14 protein-coding genes and 2 pseudogenes are annotated in these 17,850 nt (G+C 72.3%); 6 read left to right on the forward strand and 10 right to left on the reverse strand.

Annotated features, from left to right (window positions below; all coding sequences use genetic code 11):
• Nucleotides 1-114: 114 nt before the first annotated feature.
• The 3 genes from GA0074692_RS00495 to GA0074692_RS00510 form a co-directional block, all read right to left on the reverse strand.
• A complete protein-coding gene (locus GA0074692_RS00495; protein WP_218106508.1) occupies nucleotides 115-1,146 on the reverse strand; it encodes a 3-oxoacyl-ACP synthase III family protein in 1,032 nt (343 codons plus the stop codon).
• Nucleotides 1,143-2,012 carry an alpha/beta fold hydrolase gene (locus GA0074692_RS00500; RefSeq protein ID WP_091638539.1) on the reverse strand — a complete coding sequence of 290 codons (870 nt, stop codon included), beginning with the start codon at nucleotides 2,010-2,012 and terminating at the stop codon, nucleotides 1,143-1,145. The genes GA0074692_RS00495 and GA0074692_RS00500 overlap by 4 nt, the downstream gene beginning before the upstream one ends.
• Before the next feature lie 517 nt (nucleotides 2,013-2,529).
• Nucleotides 2,530-3,738, reverse strand: coding sequence for a helix-turn-helix domain-containing protein (locus GA0074692_RS00510; protein WP_091652228.1), 1,209 nt, complete (start codon nucleotides 3,736-3,738; stop codon nucleotides 2,530-2,532).
• 408 nt (nucleotides 3,739-4,146) lie between these two features.
• Between GA0074692_RS00510 and GA0074692_RS00520 the strand changes: the two genes are divergently transcribed.
• From GA0074692_RS00520 to GA0074692_RS00530, 3 genes are all read left to right on the forward strand, one after another.
• Nucleotides 4,147-5,277 carry a helix-turn-helix transcriptional regulator gene (locus GA0074692_RS00520; protein ID WP_091652237.1) on the forward strand — a complete coding sequence of 377 codons (1,131 nt, stop codon included), beginning with the start codon at nucleotides 4,147-4,149 and terminating at the stop codon, nucleotides 5,275-5,277.
• Entirely contained in the window at nucleotides 5,274-5,852 is a 579-nt protein-coding gene (locus tag GA0074692_RS00525; protein WP_091638541.1) for an HD domain-containing protein, read from the forward strand. The genes GA0074692_RS00520 and GA0074692_RS00525 overlap by 4 nt, the downstream gene beginning before the upstream one ends.
• Before the next feature lie 354 nt (nucleotides 5,853-6,206).
• Nucleotides 6,207-7,049 carry a C40 family peptidase gene (locus GA0074692_RS00530; RefSeq protein ID WP_141725099.1) on the forward strand — a complete coding sequence of 281 codons (843 nt, stop codon included), beginning with the start codon at nucleotides 6,207-6,209 and terminating at the stop codon, nucleotides 7,047-7,049.
• A 74-nt stretch (nucleotides 7,050-7,123) separates the two neighbouring features.
• Here GA0074692_RS00530 and GA0074692_RS36810 read toward each other — a convergent pair.
• Nucleotides 7,124-7,267: pseudogene (locus GA0074692_RS36810) on the reverse strand (serine--tRNA ligase); the annotation flags it as partial.
• A 176-nt stretch (nucleotides 7,268-7,443) separates the two neighbouring features.
• On the opposite strand from GA0074692_RS36810, the gene GA0074692_RS00540 reads away from it, so the two are divergent.
• Entirely contained in the window at nucleotides 7,444-7,839 is a 396-nt protein-coding gene (locus GA0074692_RS00540) for a hypothetical protein (protein WP_091638544.1), read from the forward strand.
• 144 nt (nucleotides 7,840-7,983) lie between these two features.
• Nucleotides 7,984-8,280, forward strand: a complete 297-nt coding sequence (locus tag GA0074692_RS00545; RefSeq protein WP_091638545.1) for a hypothetical protein — start codon at nucleotides 7,984-7,986, stop codon at nucleotides 8,278-8,280.
• Nucleotides 8,281-8,446: 166 nt separating this feature from the next.
• Here the strand turns inward: GA0074692_RS00545 and serS are convergent, their stop codons facing one another.
• The 6 genes and pseudogenes from serS to GA0074692_RS00575 all read right to left on the reverse strand — a co-directional run bounded on the left by serS (nucleotide 8,447) and on the right by GA0074692_RS00575 (nucleotide 15,025).
• Nucleotides 8,447-9,736, reverse strand: a complete 1,290-nt coding sequence (serS, locus tag GA0074692_RS00550; RefSeq protein WP_091638546.1) for a serine--tRNA ligase — start codon at nucleotides 9,734-9,736, stop codon at nucleotides 8,447-8,449.
• A 190-nt stretch (nucleotides 9,737-9,926) separates the two neighbouring features.
• Entirely contained in the window at nucleotides 9,927-11,000 is a 1,074-nt protein-coding gene (locus GA0074692_RS00555) for a DNA polymerase III subunit beta family protein (RefSeq protein WP_091638547.1), read from the reverse strand.
• Between the two features lie 194 nt (nucleotides 11,001-11,194).
• Nucleotides 11,195-12,358: pseudogene (locus GA0074692_RS00560) on the reverse strand (saccharopine dehydrogenase family protein); the annotation flags it as partial.
• Between the two features lie 142 nt (nucleotides 12,359-12,500).
• Nucleotides 12,501-13,490, reverse strand: coding sequence for a BtrH N-terminal domain-containing protein (locus GA0074692_RS00565; RefSeq protein WP_091638549.1), 990 nt, complete (start codon nucleotides 13,488-13,490; stop codon nucleotides 12,501-12,503).
• Between the two features lie 93 nt (nucleotides 13,491-13,583).
• Nucleotides 13,584-14,726 carry an alcohol dehydrogenase catalytic domain-containing protein gene (locus GA0074692_RS00570; protein WP_091638550.1) on the reverse strand — a complete coding sequence of 381 codons (1,143 nt, stop codon included), beginning with the start codon at nucleotides 14,724-14,726 and terminating at the stop codon, nucleotides 13,584-13,586.
• A complete protein-coding gene (locus GA0074692_RS00575; protein WP_425413321.1) occupies nucleotides 14,723-15,025 on the reverse strand; it encodes a hypothetical protein in 303 nt (100 codons plus the stop codon). The genes GA0074692_RS00570 and GA0074692_RS00575 overlap by 4 nt, the downstream gene beginning before the upstream one ends.
• Nucleotides 15,026-15,234: 209 nt before the next feature.
• Between GA0074692_RS00575 and GA0074692_RS00580 the strand changes: the two genes are divergently transcribed.
• Nucleotides 15,235-17,841, forward strand: a complete 2,607-nt coding sequence (locus tag GA0074692_RS00580) for a winged helix-turn-helix domain-containing protein (protein WP_091638552.1) — start codon at nucleotides 15,235-15,237, stop codon at nucleotides 17,839-17,841.
• Nucleotides 17,842-17,850 lie beyond the last annotated feature (9 nt).

Below are 17,850 nucleotides of genomic sequence, written 5' to 3' on the forward strand. Positions count from 1 at the left end.
CCGCCGCCCGACCCCGCTGCCTGACCTCGCTTAGGCAGCGGGGTCAGGCAGCGGCATCCCAGCGGAACGCGGCGGCGAGGTCAGGCTCCGCCCTCCCGGAACCCGGCGGCGAGGTCAGGCGTTGGCCTGCCAGCGGAACGCGGCGGCGGCGGCGAAGTCCCCGGCGTGGGCGAACCCGGCCACGACCACCAGGTCGCCGGGACGGACCCGGCCGCCGCGCAGCGCGTGGTCCAGGTTCACCGGCAGCCCCGCGCCGTAGAGGTTGCCGAGGGTGTCGTAGGTGTCCACGTGCCGCTCGGGCGGGATGCCGAGGTCGTCGCGCCAGTTGCGCAGGAAGGTCCGGTTGGGCTGGTTGGTGACGAGCACATCGATGTCGGTCACCTTGACGCCGATGTCCTCGCACAGCTCACGGACCACCTCGGGCACCACGCGGTTGCCGAGGGCGAGGGTCTCCTGGGTACGACTCGGGTCGAACCGAACGTCGACCTGCCCGGTCCCCGGCTCCCAGTACTTGCGGCCCTCGGCGCCGACGCGCAGGTCAGCCGCGGCCGACGGGGTGTTCCGCACGGCGGTGCCGAGCAGCGGTGACCGGTCGTCGGCGGTGAGCACCGCCACCCCGCACCCGTCGCCCGGGGTACGGGCCTGCGGCAGGAGGCGGACCTGCGACTGGCTGAAGATCTGACCGCCGGCGTTCTGCACGTTGGCCAGCAGGGCGGTCCGCGCCTGGCCGGTGGAGATCAGCACGCCGGCCAGCCGCATCATGTACCCGAACGAGGCGCAGCCGGTGTTGTGCAGGTCGATCGTCCACGGCGGGGCACAGCCGAGCAGCGCGGCGGTCTCGGCTCCGCACCCGGTGAACAGCTCGTCGGGCACCAGCACGTTGGTGAGCAGGATGTCGATGTCGGTGGCGGCGATCCCGAGGCGCTTGAGCAGCGGCGTCGCCGCCCGGTAGATCATGTCGCTGGCCCGCTGGTCGGGTGCGACGTGGTGGCGCAGCGGTGGCGGCCCGACCAGTGGGCTGTGCAGCATCGGGTCGTCCGGCGGCGGCCCGTCGAAGAAGAAGTCCAGGCCCACCACCTTCTCCGGCAGGTAGGCGCCGACCCCCGCGATGCTGACCGCGCGGCCGGCAGTGGACCCGCCGGTCACTGCGGCGCCTGCCCGCGCCCGTCCGCGTCGTCGGTCCGGCGCAGGAACTCGCGCAGCGCGTCGGCCAGTGCCGCCGGCTGGTCCTCGGGGATGAGCGCGTACGAGTCGTCGATCTCGACCAGCTCGGCGTTGGGGAACTCGCGGGCCAGGCGACGGCCGTGCTCGACCGGCATGACCTTGTCCTCGGTCGCCCACACGATCAGGGTCGGCCCCTCGAACGCGACGGCGCGCTTGGCGATGTCGGCGAGTTCCGCCTTGTCGGGGACGCTCAGCACGTACTTGCGCAGGTCACGGCGAATCGCGGGATCCGTCTGCATCGGCTGCGACCAGCGGCGCATGACGTCGCGCGGCACCGGACGCTTGGCCATCAGGCCGAACGTGGTGGGCAGCCGCTGGAGCAGTCGGAAGCGCAGGGCGGTGGCGGCGACCATGAGCCCGCCGGGCACCTTCGACATCTGGAACAGCGACTTGCCCGGCTCGCCGGGCGGGTAGTTGTCGTACGCCTCGCACGAGGACAGCACCAGGCGGCCGACCCGGTCCGCGAGCCCGTCGGCGATGAGCACCTGCGGCCCGCCCCAGTCGTTGGCGACCAGCGCGACGTCGCGCAGGTCGAGCGCGTCGAGGAACTCCGCGACCAGCTTCACCATGCCGTGCATGCTGAGGTCGGCGTCGGGGTGCATCGGCCGACGGTGACCGCCGAGCGGCAGGGTCGGCGTGATGCAGCGGTAGTCCGCGGCCAGGGCCGGCACCACGTTGCGCCACAGGGAAGCATCCATCGCTACTCCGTGCAGCAACACGACAACGGGCCCGGTGCCTCCGGTGTCGTCGTAGTCGATGGTGCCTGCGGACAGGGTCACTTCCGGCACGAGGCCTCCTCGGGTCGCGGCCGAACCCCCGGCACCGACAGGTCGATGCCCGGCGTCACTATTCCAACAGTGGTAGAGGGCCGGCGACGTGTCGGAAACTTGGCGACTGCCTGCCGCCAATCGGCCCGATGAAATACCGCACCCCGAACCCGATCATGCGCGCCGATCATATCCGTACGGGTCGGGGCAGGCCACCCCGCCAGCGCGGCCGGCGAAGTCTTTCCACAATGGACGCAAGAGGGGCCCGTGTCCGTCATGGACCGCCAGGCCAGCGCCTTGATCAATTGCGCTGCCAGGGACTCGAACCCAGGTCATCTGGTGGGGTTGTGCTTCTCTGCCGTACGTCCTCGGCGGCGCGGAGGACATTGTGGGCGGCGGTGGCCACCGCACAAGCTGTCGTCCGACAGATCGGACAGCGGCCGTCGGGTCCGGGTGTGTGCTGGCGGAGTACAGCACGGGCGGTGAGGATGATCCGGTTGCGGATCTGGGCCAGGGACAGGTGCGGGCCGGTCACCGTTCAGCCCACCCCGAGGGTGTCGGCGAGTTGGACGACCGTGGCCGGGGCGTTGGGGTCGCGGGCGACCTGGGCAAGCAGGTCGCTACCCGCTGGCCGGTGGCGGATTTCGGCTGGCGCGATTCGCTCGGCGTCGACCAGGACCCGCCCGGCGTTGATCGGGTCGCCGGCCTGTAGGTACGCGTGGGCGGCGTCGATCAGGTGCGCGGCGCGATGCTCGGCGGGCAGCGATCGCCAGCCGTCCCGCTGGGTGGCTTTCTCGTGCCAGGTCACCGCGTCGCGGGCGTCGCCTAGCTCTACGGCTGCGGTGGTACGGGCCAGGTCCACGGCGGTGGGTCCGAACCCGGTCCGGTGGTGGTCGTGCCCGTCGCCGACTCGTTCGGCGAGGTCGGCGGCTTCGTCGAGCAGTTCGGCAACGGCGGCATCGTCCCCGTAGTGGGCGGCGGCCAGGGCGGCCTGGACGAGCAGGGTTCCGCAGAGGGACAGCTCTGGTGGGGTGCCGTACTCGATGACGGGTGGGGCGATCCGGTACGCGGCGGCCCGCATCGCTGACGTCGCCTCCCTCGCCCGCCCCGACTCGCGTAGCACCTGCCCGAGCTGTACGGCAGCGGCGGCGACGAGGGTCCGGTCGCCGGTGGCGGCGATCATCGCCCGGTCGGCGGCCACCCAGGCCAGGTCGGCATCACCGAGCTTGACCAGCAGTGCGGCGGTGATTCGGTACGCCTCGACCAGCGGCACCCGACCCGCCACCGGATCACGGGCGTGGGTGCGCTGCGTGTCGGCAAGCAGGTCGGGTACCAGATCGATCAACTGCGGATAGCGGGCGTACTGGAAGGTCGTCCACGCGTGCGCGACCTCTCTGGCCACCCGGTCGACGGACAGGACGGGACGACGGCCCGCCGGCCTGCCGAGCGGAATCTCGTACCGGGACAACGCTGCCCGGATGCGCTCCACATCTACGGTCCGCTCGGCCACCTTGGCGGACTGGACACCGCGTCCTAGCAACACTGCCGCGTCGATCCGTAGTACGGCGGCGATGTCCTGAAGGGTTGACACCTTGTCGAGGGAGCGAACGCCCCGCTCCACCTTGTCGACCCAGCTCTTCGACTTACCGAGCCGATCGGCGAACACCTGCTGCGACAGCTTCCGCCGCCCCCGCCAGTACGCCACCCGCCGGCCGATCGGAAGAGCCTCCGGCCGGTTCACGCTCATCCGACCCACCCGAGGAATCGGTGATGCAGAACCCCGGCGGGCACCCAGGGCAAGTCTTCCGCCGCCCGCACCAACTGCCCACTGAGGTAAAGTGACAGGGACAGTGGAGCCTTGTCGAACTCGGCGAACAACTCCCGTTTTCGAATAAGACAGGGCCAGGAGCAGCCGCAGCCCCGACAGGTCCACCATGGTGGGGCGGGCTCGTGCGTCGTCACCGAACAACACCCTTCCCTCAGCAACAGCCCGGCCTTACCGACGGACCATGCCTGGCACATTCAGTAACCGTGACGCTACGATCACTGCGGCGATCGTTGAACTCACCCGCAGTACGAATGAGCTGCTCAGGGGTCCCCTCACGTCGCTGTCCAAGACGGCAAACGTCGACTGCCGGTCAACGTAGGGATGTCGATGACGCAGTTCGAACGGTCCGCCCCGACGCGCGGCGATGTCACCGGCTACCTACTGAAGCTGATTCGGGAATCCATCCCCCTGACCCAGGAACAGCTCGGCATGGAACTCGGCGTCGACCGCGCGACCGTTCAGAGCTGGGAGTCAGGACGGCGGCCGTTCCTCGCCGTCCCGTTCGGTCAAGCCGTCCGGATCCGCCAGAGGCTCGGCAGTCGCGGGGCGAACCCGATACTGCTCGACGCCGTCACGGACGCCGCCGAGGCCGATGCCATCCTCGCCGCCCTGATCGACCCGAAGATCGAGCGGGCAGACATCACCGGACAGCCCCTCGGCTGCGCGGTACTCACCCACCGACTGTCCGACCTGATCCTCTGGGCAGTCCTCGGCCAGACACCCACCTTCATCAAAAGTCTCCCGACGCCCCACCGTCGACGCGGTCCCGTAGCCACCGGCCCCACCCTCTGCGCCGAGGAACAACGCGCCTTCTTCACCAACCTGCACGTCCTCGCCGAACGCGCCGCAGACCAGCGCCACCCGAACGTGCTACTCCACCGGCAGGCATGCTTCCTCGCCGGCATGGACCCCACCGGTACCTCCGCCGCGTGGCTCGCCCAGAGCAACGCCCGCAAGACACACCGGGTGACGACCTTCCACACCTGGTCACCGCTGTGGCCGGACGCCCGCTCCGTCGTCACGTCCCTGGCCAACCAGGGCGACCCCGAACCGCTGCGGGACTTCATCGCCCGCGCGCACCCCGACGACGCCTGCCAACGGGCCGCCCTCAACTACTCGGCCTACTGGGTCGGCGAGATCCCCTACCGCCAACCCGACGACTCCTTCATGCCCACCACCAACACCGACTGGCGCGGCACCCGACTCCTCCGTCACCTGGTCGAACGCTTGGACGCCAACCACCCCTTCGTAGACCTCAACATCCACAACCTGTGGGCACTACTCACCGCCCGACGCGGACTCGTCCACGACCACCCCACCACCGGACAGACCCTCGCCGACCACGCCACCGCCATCCTCGACAGCGACCGGATCTCCGCACAGTCCCGGCAGGAACTAACGTCTATCGTCTACAGCCTGCGGACAGAAGGAATCACCGGCACAGGGACGGGCAGATGAGCGACGACCAGGATGCCGCCGCGATGAGGTTCATCTTCGAGACTGGCGTCCTCAAACGCGCGGCCCGCACCGGCTGGTGGTTCGCCGGCGTCAAGCACCCCGAATCCATCGCCGAGCACTCCCACCGCACCGCCCTGATCGGGATGATCCTCGCCGCCATGGAGGGGGCCGACCCCGCCCGGGTGACGATGCTCTGCGTCCTGCACGACACCCAGGAAACCCGCGTCACCGACATCCCCCACATCGCCAAGCGCTACCTCACGACCGCGCCCAACACCACCGTCACCGCAGACCAGGTCGCCGACTGCCCACCCGCCGTGGCGGAGACGATCATGGCCGCTGTCGCCGAATACGAAGCCGGCGAAACCCTCGAAGCCGTCGTCGCCCGCGACGCCGACAAACTCGAATGCCTCGTCCAAGCCGTCGAATACCGCCACCAGGGCATCGGCAACGTCCAACGCTGGATCGACAGCTCCCGCGCCGCGCTCAAGACCACGTCGGCACAGCGCCTCGTCGACGCCGCACTGACCGGACAACCCCTCGCCTGGCTCACACCACCTCCGAAAACGGAGTAACCGACCCCTCGCTTGTAAGTCCTGGGCGCTCTGTCCTGGAACTCCCTCAAACGGCTCGGCGATTCCCTCAGCTGCTGACGATGGTGTTGGCGAGCTGGGTGATCGTGGCTGGGGCGCCGGGGGCGCCCAGACCGCCCGCGAATCGCAATGGCAGGTTGGGACACAATCCGCGGACGCCGCGTGACATGTGTCGCCATAGGAGCTTGTGCGTCGGGCCGAATAACGTTAACCATCGATAAAAGTTGATTGCTTCGGCCTTTGCCAGCCCAGCCACCCTGTCTGCGAGGTCCCGATGGACGTGATCCCCCGCCTCCAGCTCATCGACGCCGGCTCAGAGCCGTCGTACGACTGCTCGTGGTCGTACTGCTGGCGGCTGCCGGCTCCCTGGCCTCCACCGCCGCCTCGCCGCCCGCGCACGCGGCGACCTGCGGTGTCCTCTCCTCAGGTGCCGCCCCGCAGGCGCAGGCGGCGGTGAACAAGGCGTGTGGCCTGCTCGGCACCCCGTACTCGTGGGGTGGCGGGCACGGCGCGACCCCCGGTCCCTCGTACGGCATCTGCGATCCGGCCAACGGCGCACCGAACGACTGCAACGTCCGGGGCCTCGACTGCTCCGGCATGGTCCGTTACGCCTACTACCTCGCGGTCGGCTCCGACGTCATCAACGGGACGAGTCGCCAGCAGTACCAGTCGTCGAGGGCCGTCGCCAGGTTCAACGCCGGCCAGGGCACCGCGCCACTACTCCCGGGTGACCTGGTCTTCTTCGGCTACAGCGCGAGCACGATCCATCATGTCGCGATCTACCTCGGCCAGGGCCAGATCGTCGAGGCTCCGTACTCCGGCGGGTACGTCCGGGTCACGTCCCTCTACAGCCACGGCGACTACTACGGCGCCATCCGCCTCTACGGTGGCGGCTCGACCACGCCGGGCAAGTACTGGGTCGACACCTTCACCAGCGCCGGGGTCTACGCCTCACCGACCTCCACCACCCGGACCGGCACCCTGTGGGCCGGAACCAACTACGTGTACTGCCGGGTCTGGGGACGCGTGGTCTCCAACGGCTCGGCCTACAACCACTGGTGGCTGTTGACCGACCCCGACGAGGGACCGGCCCGACAGTACGTGTCCGCGTACTACCTCACCCGCTGGGGCAACGACGTGGCGAAGGACAACAACGGCGTCGACATCCCGAACTGCTGAGTTGACAGACGAGGTCCCCGGCAGGGCTTGCCTGCCGGGGACCTCGGGTCGTCAGCGGGAGTCAGCGGCCCGGCGGGACCAAGACGGTCGGTGCCGAGCTTGGACTGGAGCACCTCGGGCACCAGCACCGAGCCGTCGGGCTGCTGGAACTGCTCCAGGATGGCCGGGAAGAGCCGGCTGGTGGCCAGCGCGGACCCGTTCAGCGCGTGCACGAATGCCACGGCGCCAGACCCTCCTCACCCGAAAGAACGATCGTGGACGCGGGATCTGCTCGGCTGGCCGCCGCCTGCGGAGATGATCCGTCTACGTTCGCGGACGTCCGTGGTTGCGCGCTCCGGTTGTCACCCAGTTCGTCACCCATCTCGATTCCACGGCATCCGGATAGTCTCCGAGCATGCGGTACCTCACCCGGTCGTCCGTTTTCGGCGCTCTCGGCCGCAGGAAAGGCGTTGAGCAGTTCGTCGGACCCATCACGCTGGCGGGCGTCCGAGGCATCCGCTGGGTCTCGGTCTGGCCCTGGCAGGACGGCTACAACGTGTCCGTCCATGACGTACAGGATCTGGACGACGAGCACTACCGCGATCTGTCCGTGTTTCCGCCCCTGGACCCCGAAGACGAAGACGACACGGGCGTTGGCCGCATGATCGGCCACGTTGAAGACCCGGCCGAAGCGTTGGAACTGGCGGAGCGGGGCACTGGGGCTGCCCCGCATCGGTGGGTCAATCACGGGGTTGCCGGGGATGACTATGCGGACTTCGTCTTGGCGAGGCGAGAGCAGCATCAGCCCTGACTGTCAGTTCGGGTGTCCTTTGTCGACTCGCTCTGCCGGGCAAACAGCGGGCACGGCAGGCAGTCGGGACTGCTCCGACTTGTCATGTCAGGGCCGCTGGGCATAATCGGTTGGCTCGCAAGGCATCTGATCGAGAGGAAGCGCATGAAGCGCAACGTTGTACGCGTGCTGGCGGTCATGGCCGTCGTCGCCGCCGGGTCGGCGGTGGCGTCCGCGCCGGCCGTCGCCAGCGATGCCCCTGGTGACATCTGCGTGACCAACCAGGCCACCTGGCTGCGCGACCAGCCCTGGGGCAACCCCCTCCGCACCCTGAGCCCCGGGCGAGGCTTCCGCGTTCACTCGATTTACGGCGGCAGTGAGATTGGGACCTGGTACTACGGCCACGGGGCCGAGGCGCCGGGGCAGGACGGCTGGATCCCGGCCGGCAACTGCAACTGGTAGGCGGCAACCTCTGACCTTCGCACCGTTGGTCAGCTGTTCCAGAAGAGGCACCCTCTGTCGAGGGTGCCTCTTCTGCGCTGTGTCGCTGGGACCGAACCAGTGACGTCTTCGGTGTGAACGAAGAGGTCCCCTGCACCCGGCCGGGTGCAGGGGACCGTCGGGAAGGTCAGCGGCCGGACGGGACCAGACGGTCGGTGCCGAGCTTGGACTGGAGCACCTCGGGCACCAGCACCGAGCCGTCGGGCTGCTGGAACTGCTCCAGGATGGCCGGGAAGAGCCGGCTGGTGGCCAGCGCCGACCCGTTCAGCGTGTGCACGAACCGGGTCTGCTTGCCGCCGGGCTCCTTGTACCGGATGGCCGCGCGGCGGGCCTGGTAGTCGCCACCCCAGGAGACCGACGAGACCTCCTTGTACTTGCCGGTGCTCGGCATCCAGACCTCGATGTCGAAGGTCTTGCGCATGGACGCGCTGGAGTCCCCGGCGGCGAGGAAGCTGCGCTGGTAGTGCAGGCCCAGCGCCTCGACCAGGCTCTCGGCGTGCAGGAGCATCTCCTCCAGCGCCGCGTCGGCCTGCTCCGGCAGGGTGAACTGGAAGATCTCCACCTTGTTGAACTGGTGGCCCCGCACGGTGCCGCGCTCGTCGGAGTGCGATCCGGCCGACTCCCGCCGGTAGCAGGGGGTGTAGGCGAACGCCTTCAGCGGCAGCTTCGCCGGGTCGAGGATCTCGTCCTGGTACGCCCCGAGGATCGCCGTCTCCGACGTCGGCAGCAGGAACTGTCCACGCGGGGCGGACTCCCGGTCGAGGTGGTAGACGTCGTCGTAGAACTTGGGGAACTGCCCGGCGGCGAAGCCGGCGGTGTCCAGCAGCAGGTGCGGCGGGAGCAGGAACTCGTACCCGGCCTCGATGTTCCGGTCGACCAACCAGTTGATCAGCGCCCACTCCAGCCGGGCGCCGAGCCCGGTGTACATCCAGAAGCCGGAGCCGCCCAGCTTGACGCCGCGCTCATGGTCGACCAGGCCCAGCATCCGGCTCAGCTCGACGTGGTCGCGGACCTTCTCGATCGCCGGGGGCGCACCGAAGACCTTGACGACCTGGTTGGCCTCCTTGCCCCCGGCGACCACGTCGTCGGCGGGCAGATTGGGCAGCTCGCTCATCCGGGAGCGCAGCTTGGACTGCACCTCGTCCAGTTCCGCCTCCAGCTCGGCGAGCTGCTTGCGGCCCGCCTCGGGGGCGGCGACCTCGGGCTCGGTGCCGGCGCGCTTGGCCGCCGCGTACGCCCGCGCCTCGGCCTTGCGGCGCTGCCGCTCCGCGTCGATCTCACTGATCAGGGCGCGTCGAGCCTGGTCGAGCTGCTGGATCTCGTCGAGGGCACGCGTGACCTCGGCCGGATCGAGCCGCTTGGCGAGCGCGACCGCGACCGCCTCCCGATCCTTCCGGATCAACTCCATGTCGAGCATGCTGCTCGTACGCCTCCGTCCGGGACGTCAGGTGGGACCACCAGATGCTACCGTCGCGGCCCCCACCGGCCGGGCGCGCCCTCGCACGCCCGGCCGACGGTCCGCCGTCCCGCCGCCGTATCGGCGATATCGGGGCATCACGCCGGTCGGAAACCCCGATATCGCCAAAACGGTGGCACAAGCAGGACGGTCAGAGCTTGATCGGCATCAGCAGGGAGAAGGTCAGCTCGTCGTCGGGACGGCGTACGGCCAGCGGGGTGATCGGCCCGTCCAGCTCCAGCACGAGCTGGCCCCGGTCCGCCGCGTCCAGGGCGTCGAGCAGGAACTCCCGGTTCACCCCGATCCGCACGTCGTCCCCGGCCGGGGCGTCGTCGCCGACCACGGTCAGCCCGCCCCGGTCGTCGACGCTCAGCACGGTCACCTCGTACCGCGTCCCGTTGTGCTCGCGGACGACGGTGGGCGCACCGCCCAGCGTGGCCCGCAGCGCCGGCACGTCCACCGTCGCCCGGCGGGCCGGCGCGGCGGCGACCCGGTCCAGCACCAGCCGCCGGTGGTCGGGGTATTCGACGTCGACGGGCTGCCCGGTGACCCGTGCGCCGTCGATCTCGACGGTGACGCCGTCGGTGTCGACGGTCAGCGTCGCCTCCCCGGCCGGGTCGGCGGCGAGCAGTTCCCGGATCCGGTCGGCGACCTCGACCGGCACCGGCACCCGCACCGACGGGCCGGTGACGACGGCGGGCGCGCCGGCCACCGCCAGCCGGAACCGGTCGGTGGCGACCAGGGTCAGCGTGTCCGCCCCGACGTCGACCAGGACGGTGGCGAGCTGGGGCAGCTCCGGGTCGGTGCCGACGGCGAACCGGATCGCGTCGAACGCGGCGGCCAGGGCGGTGCGGGGCAGGGTGAGTCGGGTGGTCATGGCGGTCTCCTCGTGATCGAGCAGGGCACGGATCCGGGAGAGTTCACGGCGGGCGTCGGCGAGCCCGTCCTCGAGCCGGCGCAGGTGCGCGTCGAGCAGCCCGTGCACCACCGCCGGGTCGGCGGTGGCGACGGCGGCGGTGATGCCGGCCAGCGGCATCCCCACCCGGCGCAGTCCGGCGACCAGCCGGGCCGCGCGCACCTGGTCGGTGGTGTACCAGCGGTACCCGGTGTGCGCGTCGACCCACGCCGGCACCAGCACCCTGGCCCGGTCGTAGAAGCGCAGCGCGCTCACCGTCAGGCCACTGGCCCGGGCCAGCTCGCCGATGCTGAGCGGTTCCCTCTCCACGGGCACCGATGCTGGTCCCTCGACCTGGTCGAGGGTCAAACCCCGCCGCCGGGCGGTTCGGCGCCGTCGACGACCGCGCCCCCGGTCGAAGCGGTACCGCCGGCCGAAGCAGCACCGTCGGCAGGTGTGGCACCGTCGGTCGGCGCGGCACCATCGGCCGAAGCAGCGCCGCCGGCCGGTGTGGGGCCGTCGACGACCCGGACGGTGATGCCGGCTCGGACCAGGCGTTCCAGCAGCGCGTCGCCCATCGCGGTCACCGGGGTCACCTGCCCGGCGGTGGCCGGCAGGTCGTCCAGCGCCAGGCAGAGCGCCGACTCGGCGAGCATCTTGGCGGTCTCGTCGTACCCAGGGTCGCCGCCGGAGACCTCGGTGACCACCCGCCGGCCGCCGCCGGTGCCCACGAACCGCACCCGGAACCAGGATTTCGCCCGCTGCTCCGGCGTCGGCCCCTGCCCGGAGGCGAACCGGCCGTGCAGCCACCGCCGGGCGGGCGGCACCTTCACCAGGCCCACCACCGCGCCGAGGCCGACCATGCTGGTCAGCACGGTCGCCAGCCGCTTCACCGCCGCGAAGTGCCGGTAGGTGAAGTCCGGGCCGTACTCCGGTCGGGCCGCCGCCGAGCGGCGGACCACCTGCGGGTCGATGGTGGGCAGCGGCACCGCCCAGAAGCCCAGGTCCGCGCGGCGACCGATCTTCCCCGGTACGGCCCGGACCCGGCGACCCTCGGGCCGGGGTTCGGCGGCCCGGCGCTCCCGCGCCGTACGGCTCATCTGCGCGGACCGCTCGAACGCGGTCAACGCGGAGTGGTACGTCCCGGCGGAGAACTTCCCGCCGGCCCGGACGAACCCGTCGACGGCGACCGGCCCGTCCGTCGGCAGGTGCTTGAGGGTGAACCAGACCCCCAGGTCGTACGGGATCGAGTCGAAGCCGCAGGTGTGCACCAGCCGGGCGCCGGTGCGTACCGCCTCGGCGTGGTGTCGCAGGTACATCAGGTCGACGAACTCGGGCTCGCCGGTGATGTCCAGGTAGTCGGTGCCGGCGCGGGCGCACGCCGCGACCAGCGGCTCGCCGTACCGCAGATAGGGGCCGACGGTGCTGGCCACCACCCGGCTGCTCTCCGCCACCGCGCGCAGCGAGTCCGGGTCGGTGACGTCGGCGGTCAGCAGCGGTAGGTCGGCCAGCGCCGGGTCGGTGGCGGCGAGCCGGTCGCGTACCCCGGCCAGCTTCGCCGGGTTACGGCCGGCCAGCGCCCAGCGGAACCCCGCCGGTACGGCGCGGGCCAGGTACGCGGCGGTCAGCGCGCCCGTGAAGCCGGTCGCGCCGAACAGGACGAGGTCGTACGGGCGGGGATCGGGCATCCGACGAGTCTCCCACCCGCCGGTCCACCGCGCCCGCCCGCGACGGCTGCCTGGCCGACAGGGGGTTTGCGGCGGGGCCTGGCCGACAGGGCGGGGCGTCCGTCGCCAGCCGGGTCAGTCGGGGCGAACGGCGCCAGCCGGGTCAGTCGGGGCGAACGGCGGCCAGGGTCTGCATGGCGGCGCGTTCCCGGTCGGCGAGTTCGGTGAGGATCGCCGAGGCCCGGGTGAGCTGCTTTGGGTCGCCGGTTTCCCCGGCGGCGGCGATGTGCTGGGCGACCTCGGTCCACCGCGGGGCGATCTCGGCGTACAACTGGTGCCCGAGGCGGAGGTTGTCGTCGTCGACGATCGTGGCGCACTCGGCGAGGAAGTCGCGGTACATGGTGCGGAACAGCGCGCCGCCGGTTCCGCCGCGTTCCATCAGCGTCGCGGCCAGCGGCAGGTCGCGGGACGGGTCGCTCGCGCGGTCGAGCCACCGCGTCACCTGCCGGGCCGCCTTGCCGATGCCCCGGTGGCCGAGGTTCGCGATCGGCGGGTTGAGGAAGGTCTGCGCGTTGTTGCGGATGGCCGTCCGGACGGCGTCGCCCAGGTCGGGCCGACCGCCGGGGCTGGCGACGGTGAAGGAGAGGTGGCGGGCGGTCATCGGTCCGCGTTCGCTGCGGGCCTGTGCCAGGCTCGTCAGCGTGGTCGTCACGGTGCCGCCCTGCTGGGCGGTGTCGACCAGGTAGGCGTGGGTGTCGTCGTAGCCGTACATCGCGACGACGTGGCCGCCGAAGTGGACTTTCGTGGTGAAGTAGTCCAGGTGGTAGCAGTCCAGTTGCAGGCCGACCGGGCGTCCGGCGGCGAGCGCGGCGGCGACGTTCTCCCACGCTTTACGGGGCGAGGCGGTCTCCTGGACGTGCAGCGTCAGGCCCAGCCGGTCGGCCACGGTCCGGATGATCGTGGTCGGCTTGGTGCGGCCGCCGAGGAACGGAAAGTCCATGTTCCTGGCGTCCCAGTAGACGAAGCCCAGACCTTCGCCGAGGCCGAACAGCATGGGCTCGGAGAGGTCGAGGCCCTCGTGGCGTAGCAGGGCGCCGAGCGCGGTGGTCTCGCAGTGCTGACCAGCGGGGAACGCCACGTTCTCGAGGATCACCTGATCTCCTGACCTGCTGCCCGGGCCGGGCCGAACCTCGATCATCTGACCAGGGCGCTCGCCGCAACACAAACCCTCCAGGTCAACGGCACCTCAGCCGGGGGTGAAGAGCACCCGGACGCAGCCGTCGGTCCGGTTCCGGAACAGGTCGTACCCCTCCGGCCCCTGTTCGAGGGGGAGCCGGTGCGTGGCCAGGTACTCGGTGCGCAGCTCGTCCCGGGCCATCCGGTCCAGCAGCGTCGGGACGTGCCGGGGTCCGTGCGGGCGTGCCCCGCGTACGGTCAACTCCTTGCGCACCACCGCGCCGACCGGGAAGGTGTCCACGAAGCCGGTGACGTCGCCCAGCACCACCACGGTGCCGCCCTTACGGCAGGCGTGCACCGCCTCGCGCAACGCCAGCGGGGTACGGGGCGCGCGGCGCAGCCGGTCGGTCAGCGACCGGGAGCCGTCCACTGAGCCAGCCGCCTCGACGCACACGTCCGGGCCCCGCCCGCCGCTGCGTTCCCGCAGCTCGGCGGTGACATCGGCGTGGTGGTAGTGCACCGTCTCCGCGCCGGAGTGCTGTTCGACCATGCGCAGCCGATCGTCGTACCGGTCGATGACGACCACCCGCTCCGCGCCCCGCAGCAGCGCCGCCCGGGCGACCAGTTGACCGACCGCGCCCGCGCCCCAGACCGCCACCACGTCCCCGGGGCGTACGCCGCCGACGTCCACCCCCGTCCAACCGGTCGGCGCGGCGTCCGAGGCGAACACCGCCCGTTCGTCGGGCACCCCGTCCGGCACGGTGAACGCGCCGACGTCGGCGTACGGCACCCGGACGTACTCGGCGTGGCTGCCGGCGAAGCCGCCACCGGCCGACGGGTGGCCGTAGCAGCCGGCCGGCGCCTGGCCCCAGGCCAGCTCGTCAGTCACCGGGTCGACGCTGCCGTTGTCGCAGCAGGAGTGCAGCCCTTCCCGGCAGTACCGGCACCGGCCGCAGGCCACCACCGAGGCGACCACCACCCGGTCCCCGACCCGGTGCCGGCGCACCCGTGGACCCACCTCCACCACCTCGCCGAGGAACTCGTGCCCGAGCACGTCACCGGGGCGCAGTGCCCCGGTGTCGATCAGGTGCAGGTCGGCCCCGCAGGTGGCGCTGCACCGGACCCGCACGATGGCGTCGTGCCCGTTGCGCAGCTCCGGGTCGGGCACCTCGGCGACGGCCAGCCGGTCGCCCTGCCAGCACAGCGCCCTCACCGCAGCGGCTCGCCGGTCTCGGTACGCTGCCGCACCTCGCGCAGCGCGGCCCGGAGCACCTGGTCCGGGTCGTCGCCGACCAGGTGGGCGGCCATCCCCGCGAACCGCCCGTCCGGGGCGCGGGCGGCCAGCTCGGTGCCCCGGTCACCCGGAGCCGGGCGCACCCGCACCTGCACCCCGTTGCCGAGTTGGGCCAGTGGTTCCGGCAGCCGCCCGCCGGGCAGCACCTCGTCTGCCGGGCGATCCACGGTCACCACCTGCCAGCGTCCCACCGGCACCGGCCGTCTCGCGCGTACCACGGTTGTCTCCGCCTTTCCCTCGCCGGCACTGTGTTGTGTGCAGGGGTCCCCTGCTACGCAGAAAGCGGTAACAGGGGTCCCCTGCTACCACCCACCCCTGACCGCACCCTGCGCCCCGGTCGGGTGAAGCCGGTTCCCCCGGAAGGGGTGAACGGCGTGAGGCCGGGTAACCGCCGGCCGCGACCGGGGAGCGTGGGGGAGGACGACAGATGCCGGAGGAGTATCCGACCGTGCCGCTGCTGGCGTCCCGGCTGGTCGCGCCCCCGCCGCCGGAGCCGGTGGTGCTCCGCCCCCGGCTGCTGCGCCGGCTCGACACCGGCACGTGCGGGCCGGTCACCCTGCTCCGCGCGCCCGCCGGCTGGGGCAAGACCACGCTGCTCGCCGCCTGGGTTCGGGCCACCGAACCGGCGTCGGCCTGGCTCTCCGTCGAGGTGGGCGACACCGCCGAGCGGCTCTGGTCGTACCTCGCTGTCGCGCTGGACGCGGCGGATCTGCCGGCCGACCGGTCCGTCGAACGGCTCGCCGCCGCGCTCGCCGCGCGGGACCAGCCGGTCGTCCTCGTCCTCGACGACCTGCACCGGGTGACCGACCCGGCGGCGCTGGCCGGCCTGGAGTTCCTGCTCCGGCACGCCGGGCAGCGGCTACGGCTGGTGGTCGCGGCGCGCACCGATCCGGCGTTGCCGCTGCACCGGTGGCGGCTGCGCGGGGAACTGACCGAGATCGACGCCGACGAGCTGGCCTTCACCACCGACGAGGTGGCCGACCTGCTGACCGCGCACGCTGTCGCGGTGCCCCCGGCGTCCGTGCCGACGCTGCGGGAACGGACCGGTGGCTGGCCGGCCGGGCTGTGCTTCGCCGCGCTGGCCGCCCGCTCCGCCGCCGACCCGGCCGCCGTGGTCACCGGGTTCGGCGGGGAACAGCCGGACGTCGCCGGGTACCTGCGCGACGAGATCCTCACCGAGCTGCCCGCCGCCGACGTCGACCTGCTGCGCCAGCTCGCGGTGGCCGGGACGGTCTGCGGTGACCTGGCCGCCGCACTGGTCGGGTCGGCCGGCGGGGACGGGCCCCTCGCCGACCTCGCCCGGTCCACCGGATTTCTCCGGCCCGACGGGCTGCGCCCCGGCTGGTACCGCTGCCAACCGCTCCTGGCCGACCTGCTCCGCGCCGACCTGGCCCGGCTGCCCGACAGGCAGTTGCCGATGCTGCACTCCCGGGCCGCCGGCTGGTACGCCGGGCAGGGCCGGCCGGCGGAGGCGCTGCGGCACGCGCTCGCGGCCGGCGACTGGGACCACGCCACCGAACTGGTGCTCGTCGACTGGCCGGAGCTGGTCCCGTACGACCCGGAACCGGCCGGGCCGCCGCCCACCGTCCCGCCGGCCGACCGCTTCGACCGGGACCCGGAACTGGCCCTGGCCCTGGCCGTCGACCGCGCCCGAGCCGCCGATCGCGCCGCCGCCGACCACCTGCGCGCCGCGCTCGCCGCGGCCCGCGACCTTCCCGCGCCGCGCCGGGACCGCCTCCGGTGGTTGGCCGCCGCGCTGGACGTCGCGCTGGCCCGGCTGACCGGTGACCCCGCCGGGGTACGCGCCGCCGCCGCACGCCTCCGCACGCTCACCGGCGCGCCGGCCGGGCCCGCCGACGACCCCCGCTCCGGTGCCGGTGACCGGGCCGACGGCCACCTGGTCGCCGGCACCGCCGACGCGCTCGCCGACCTTGCCGAGGGGGACCTGACCGGGGCGGGGGCCGCCTTCGACCGGCTGGCCGCCGGGGCCCGGCAGGCGGGTCGACCCCGCACCGAGCTGCTCTGCCGCAGCCGGGCCGCGCTGGCCGCCGCCTGGCACGGCCGGCTCCGGGAGGCCGAGCGGGACGCCCGCGAGACGCTCGGCGGGCCGGCCACCCCGACCGACCGGAGCCACGCGTACCTGGCGCTGGCGGTGGTCGCGCTCTACCGCGACCAGCCCGGCGCGGCCGAGGCGGACCTGGCGCTGGCCGACGGACCCGGGTACGACCCGACGACGGCGGCGGTGGCCGCGTACTGCCGGGCGCAGCTCGGCAGCGACCCCGGTACCGTCCGGCCCACCCTGGCCCGGGCGCGGAACCTGCTCGCCGGCCGTCCCCGCGCCCGGGCGGTGACCGACCGGCTGCTCGCCGCCGAGGTCGACCACTGCGCGGCGCGCGGCGATCCGGGGGCGGCCCGGGAGCTGCTGGCCGCCGTCGACGAGTCGACCGTCGGCCCGGAGCTGGCCGTCGCGCGGGCCCGAATCGAGCTGTACGCCGGTGACCCGGCCGCCGCCGGCCGTGCCCTGCCCCGGTGGGACGCCCCGGACGCCGACCGGTGGCCCCGACCGGTACGCCTCGACGCCGCCCTGCTCGACGCCCTGCTCGCCCGGCACGCCGGGGACCCCCGCCGGGCCGGGCGGACGGTGGAACGGGTGCTGGAGCTGGCCGAGGCGGACGGACACCGGCGGGTACTCACCCGGGCCGTCCCCGGGGTCCGGGACCTGCTCGCCGAGCACCTCGACTCCGGCACCGCTCACTGGACGCTCGTCGCCGACCTGCTCCGCGACGGTGGCCCGACCGGTGAGCCGGCGCGGCGCGGTGGTGCGCCCGAGCGGGGACTGGACGAGCCGCTCACCGAACGGGAGCTGACCATCCTGCGTTATCTCCAGAGCATCCTGTCCAACGTGGAGATCGCCAGCGAGTTGTCCCTGTCGGTGAACACCGTCAAGACGCACGTCCGCAACATCTACCGCAAGCTCGACGCGACCCGGCGCCGTGAGGCGGTCCGCCGGGCCCGCGAACTCCACCTGATCTGAGCGCTCGGG

This window comes from Micromonospora pallida, from assembly GCF_900090325.1.
Classification (GTDB): Bacteria; Actinomycetota; Actinomycetes; order Mycobacteriales; family Micromonosporaceae; genus Micromonospora; species Micromonospora pallida.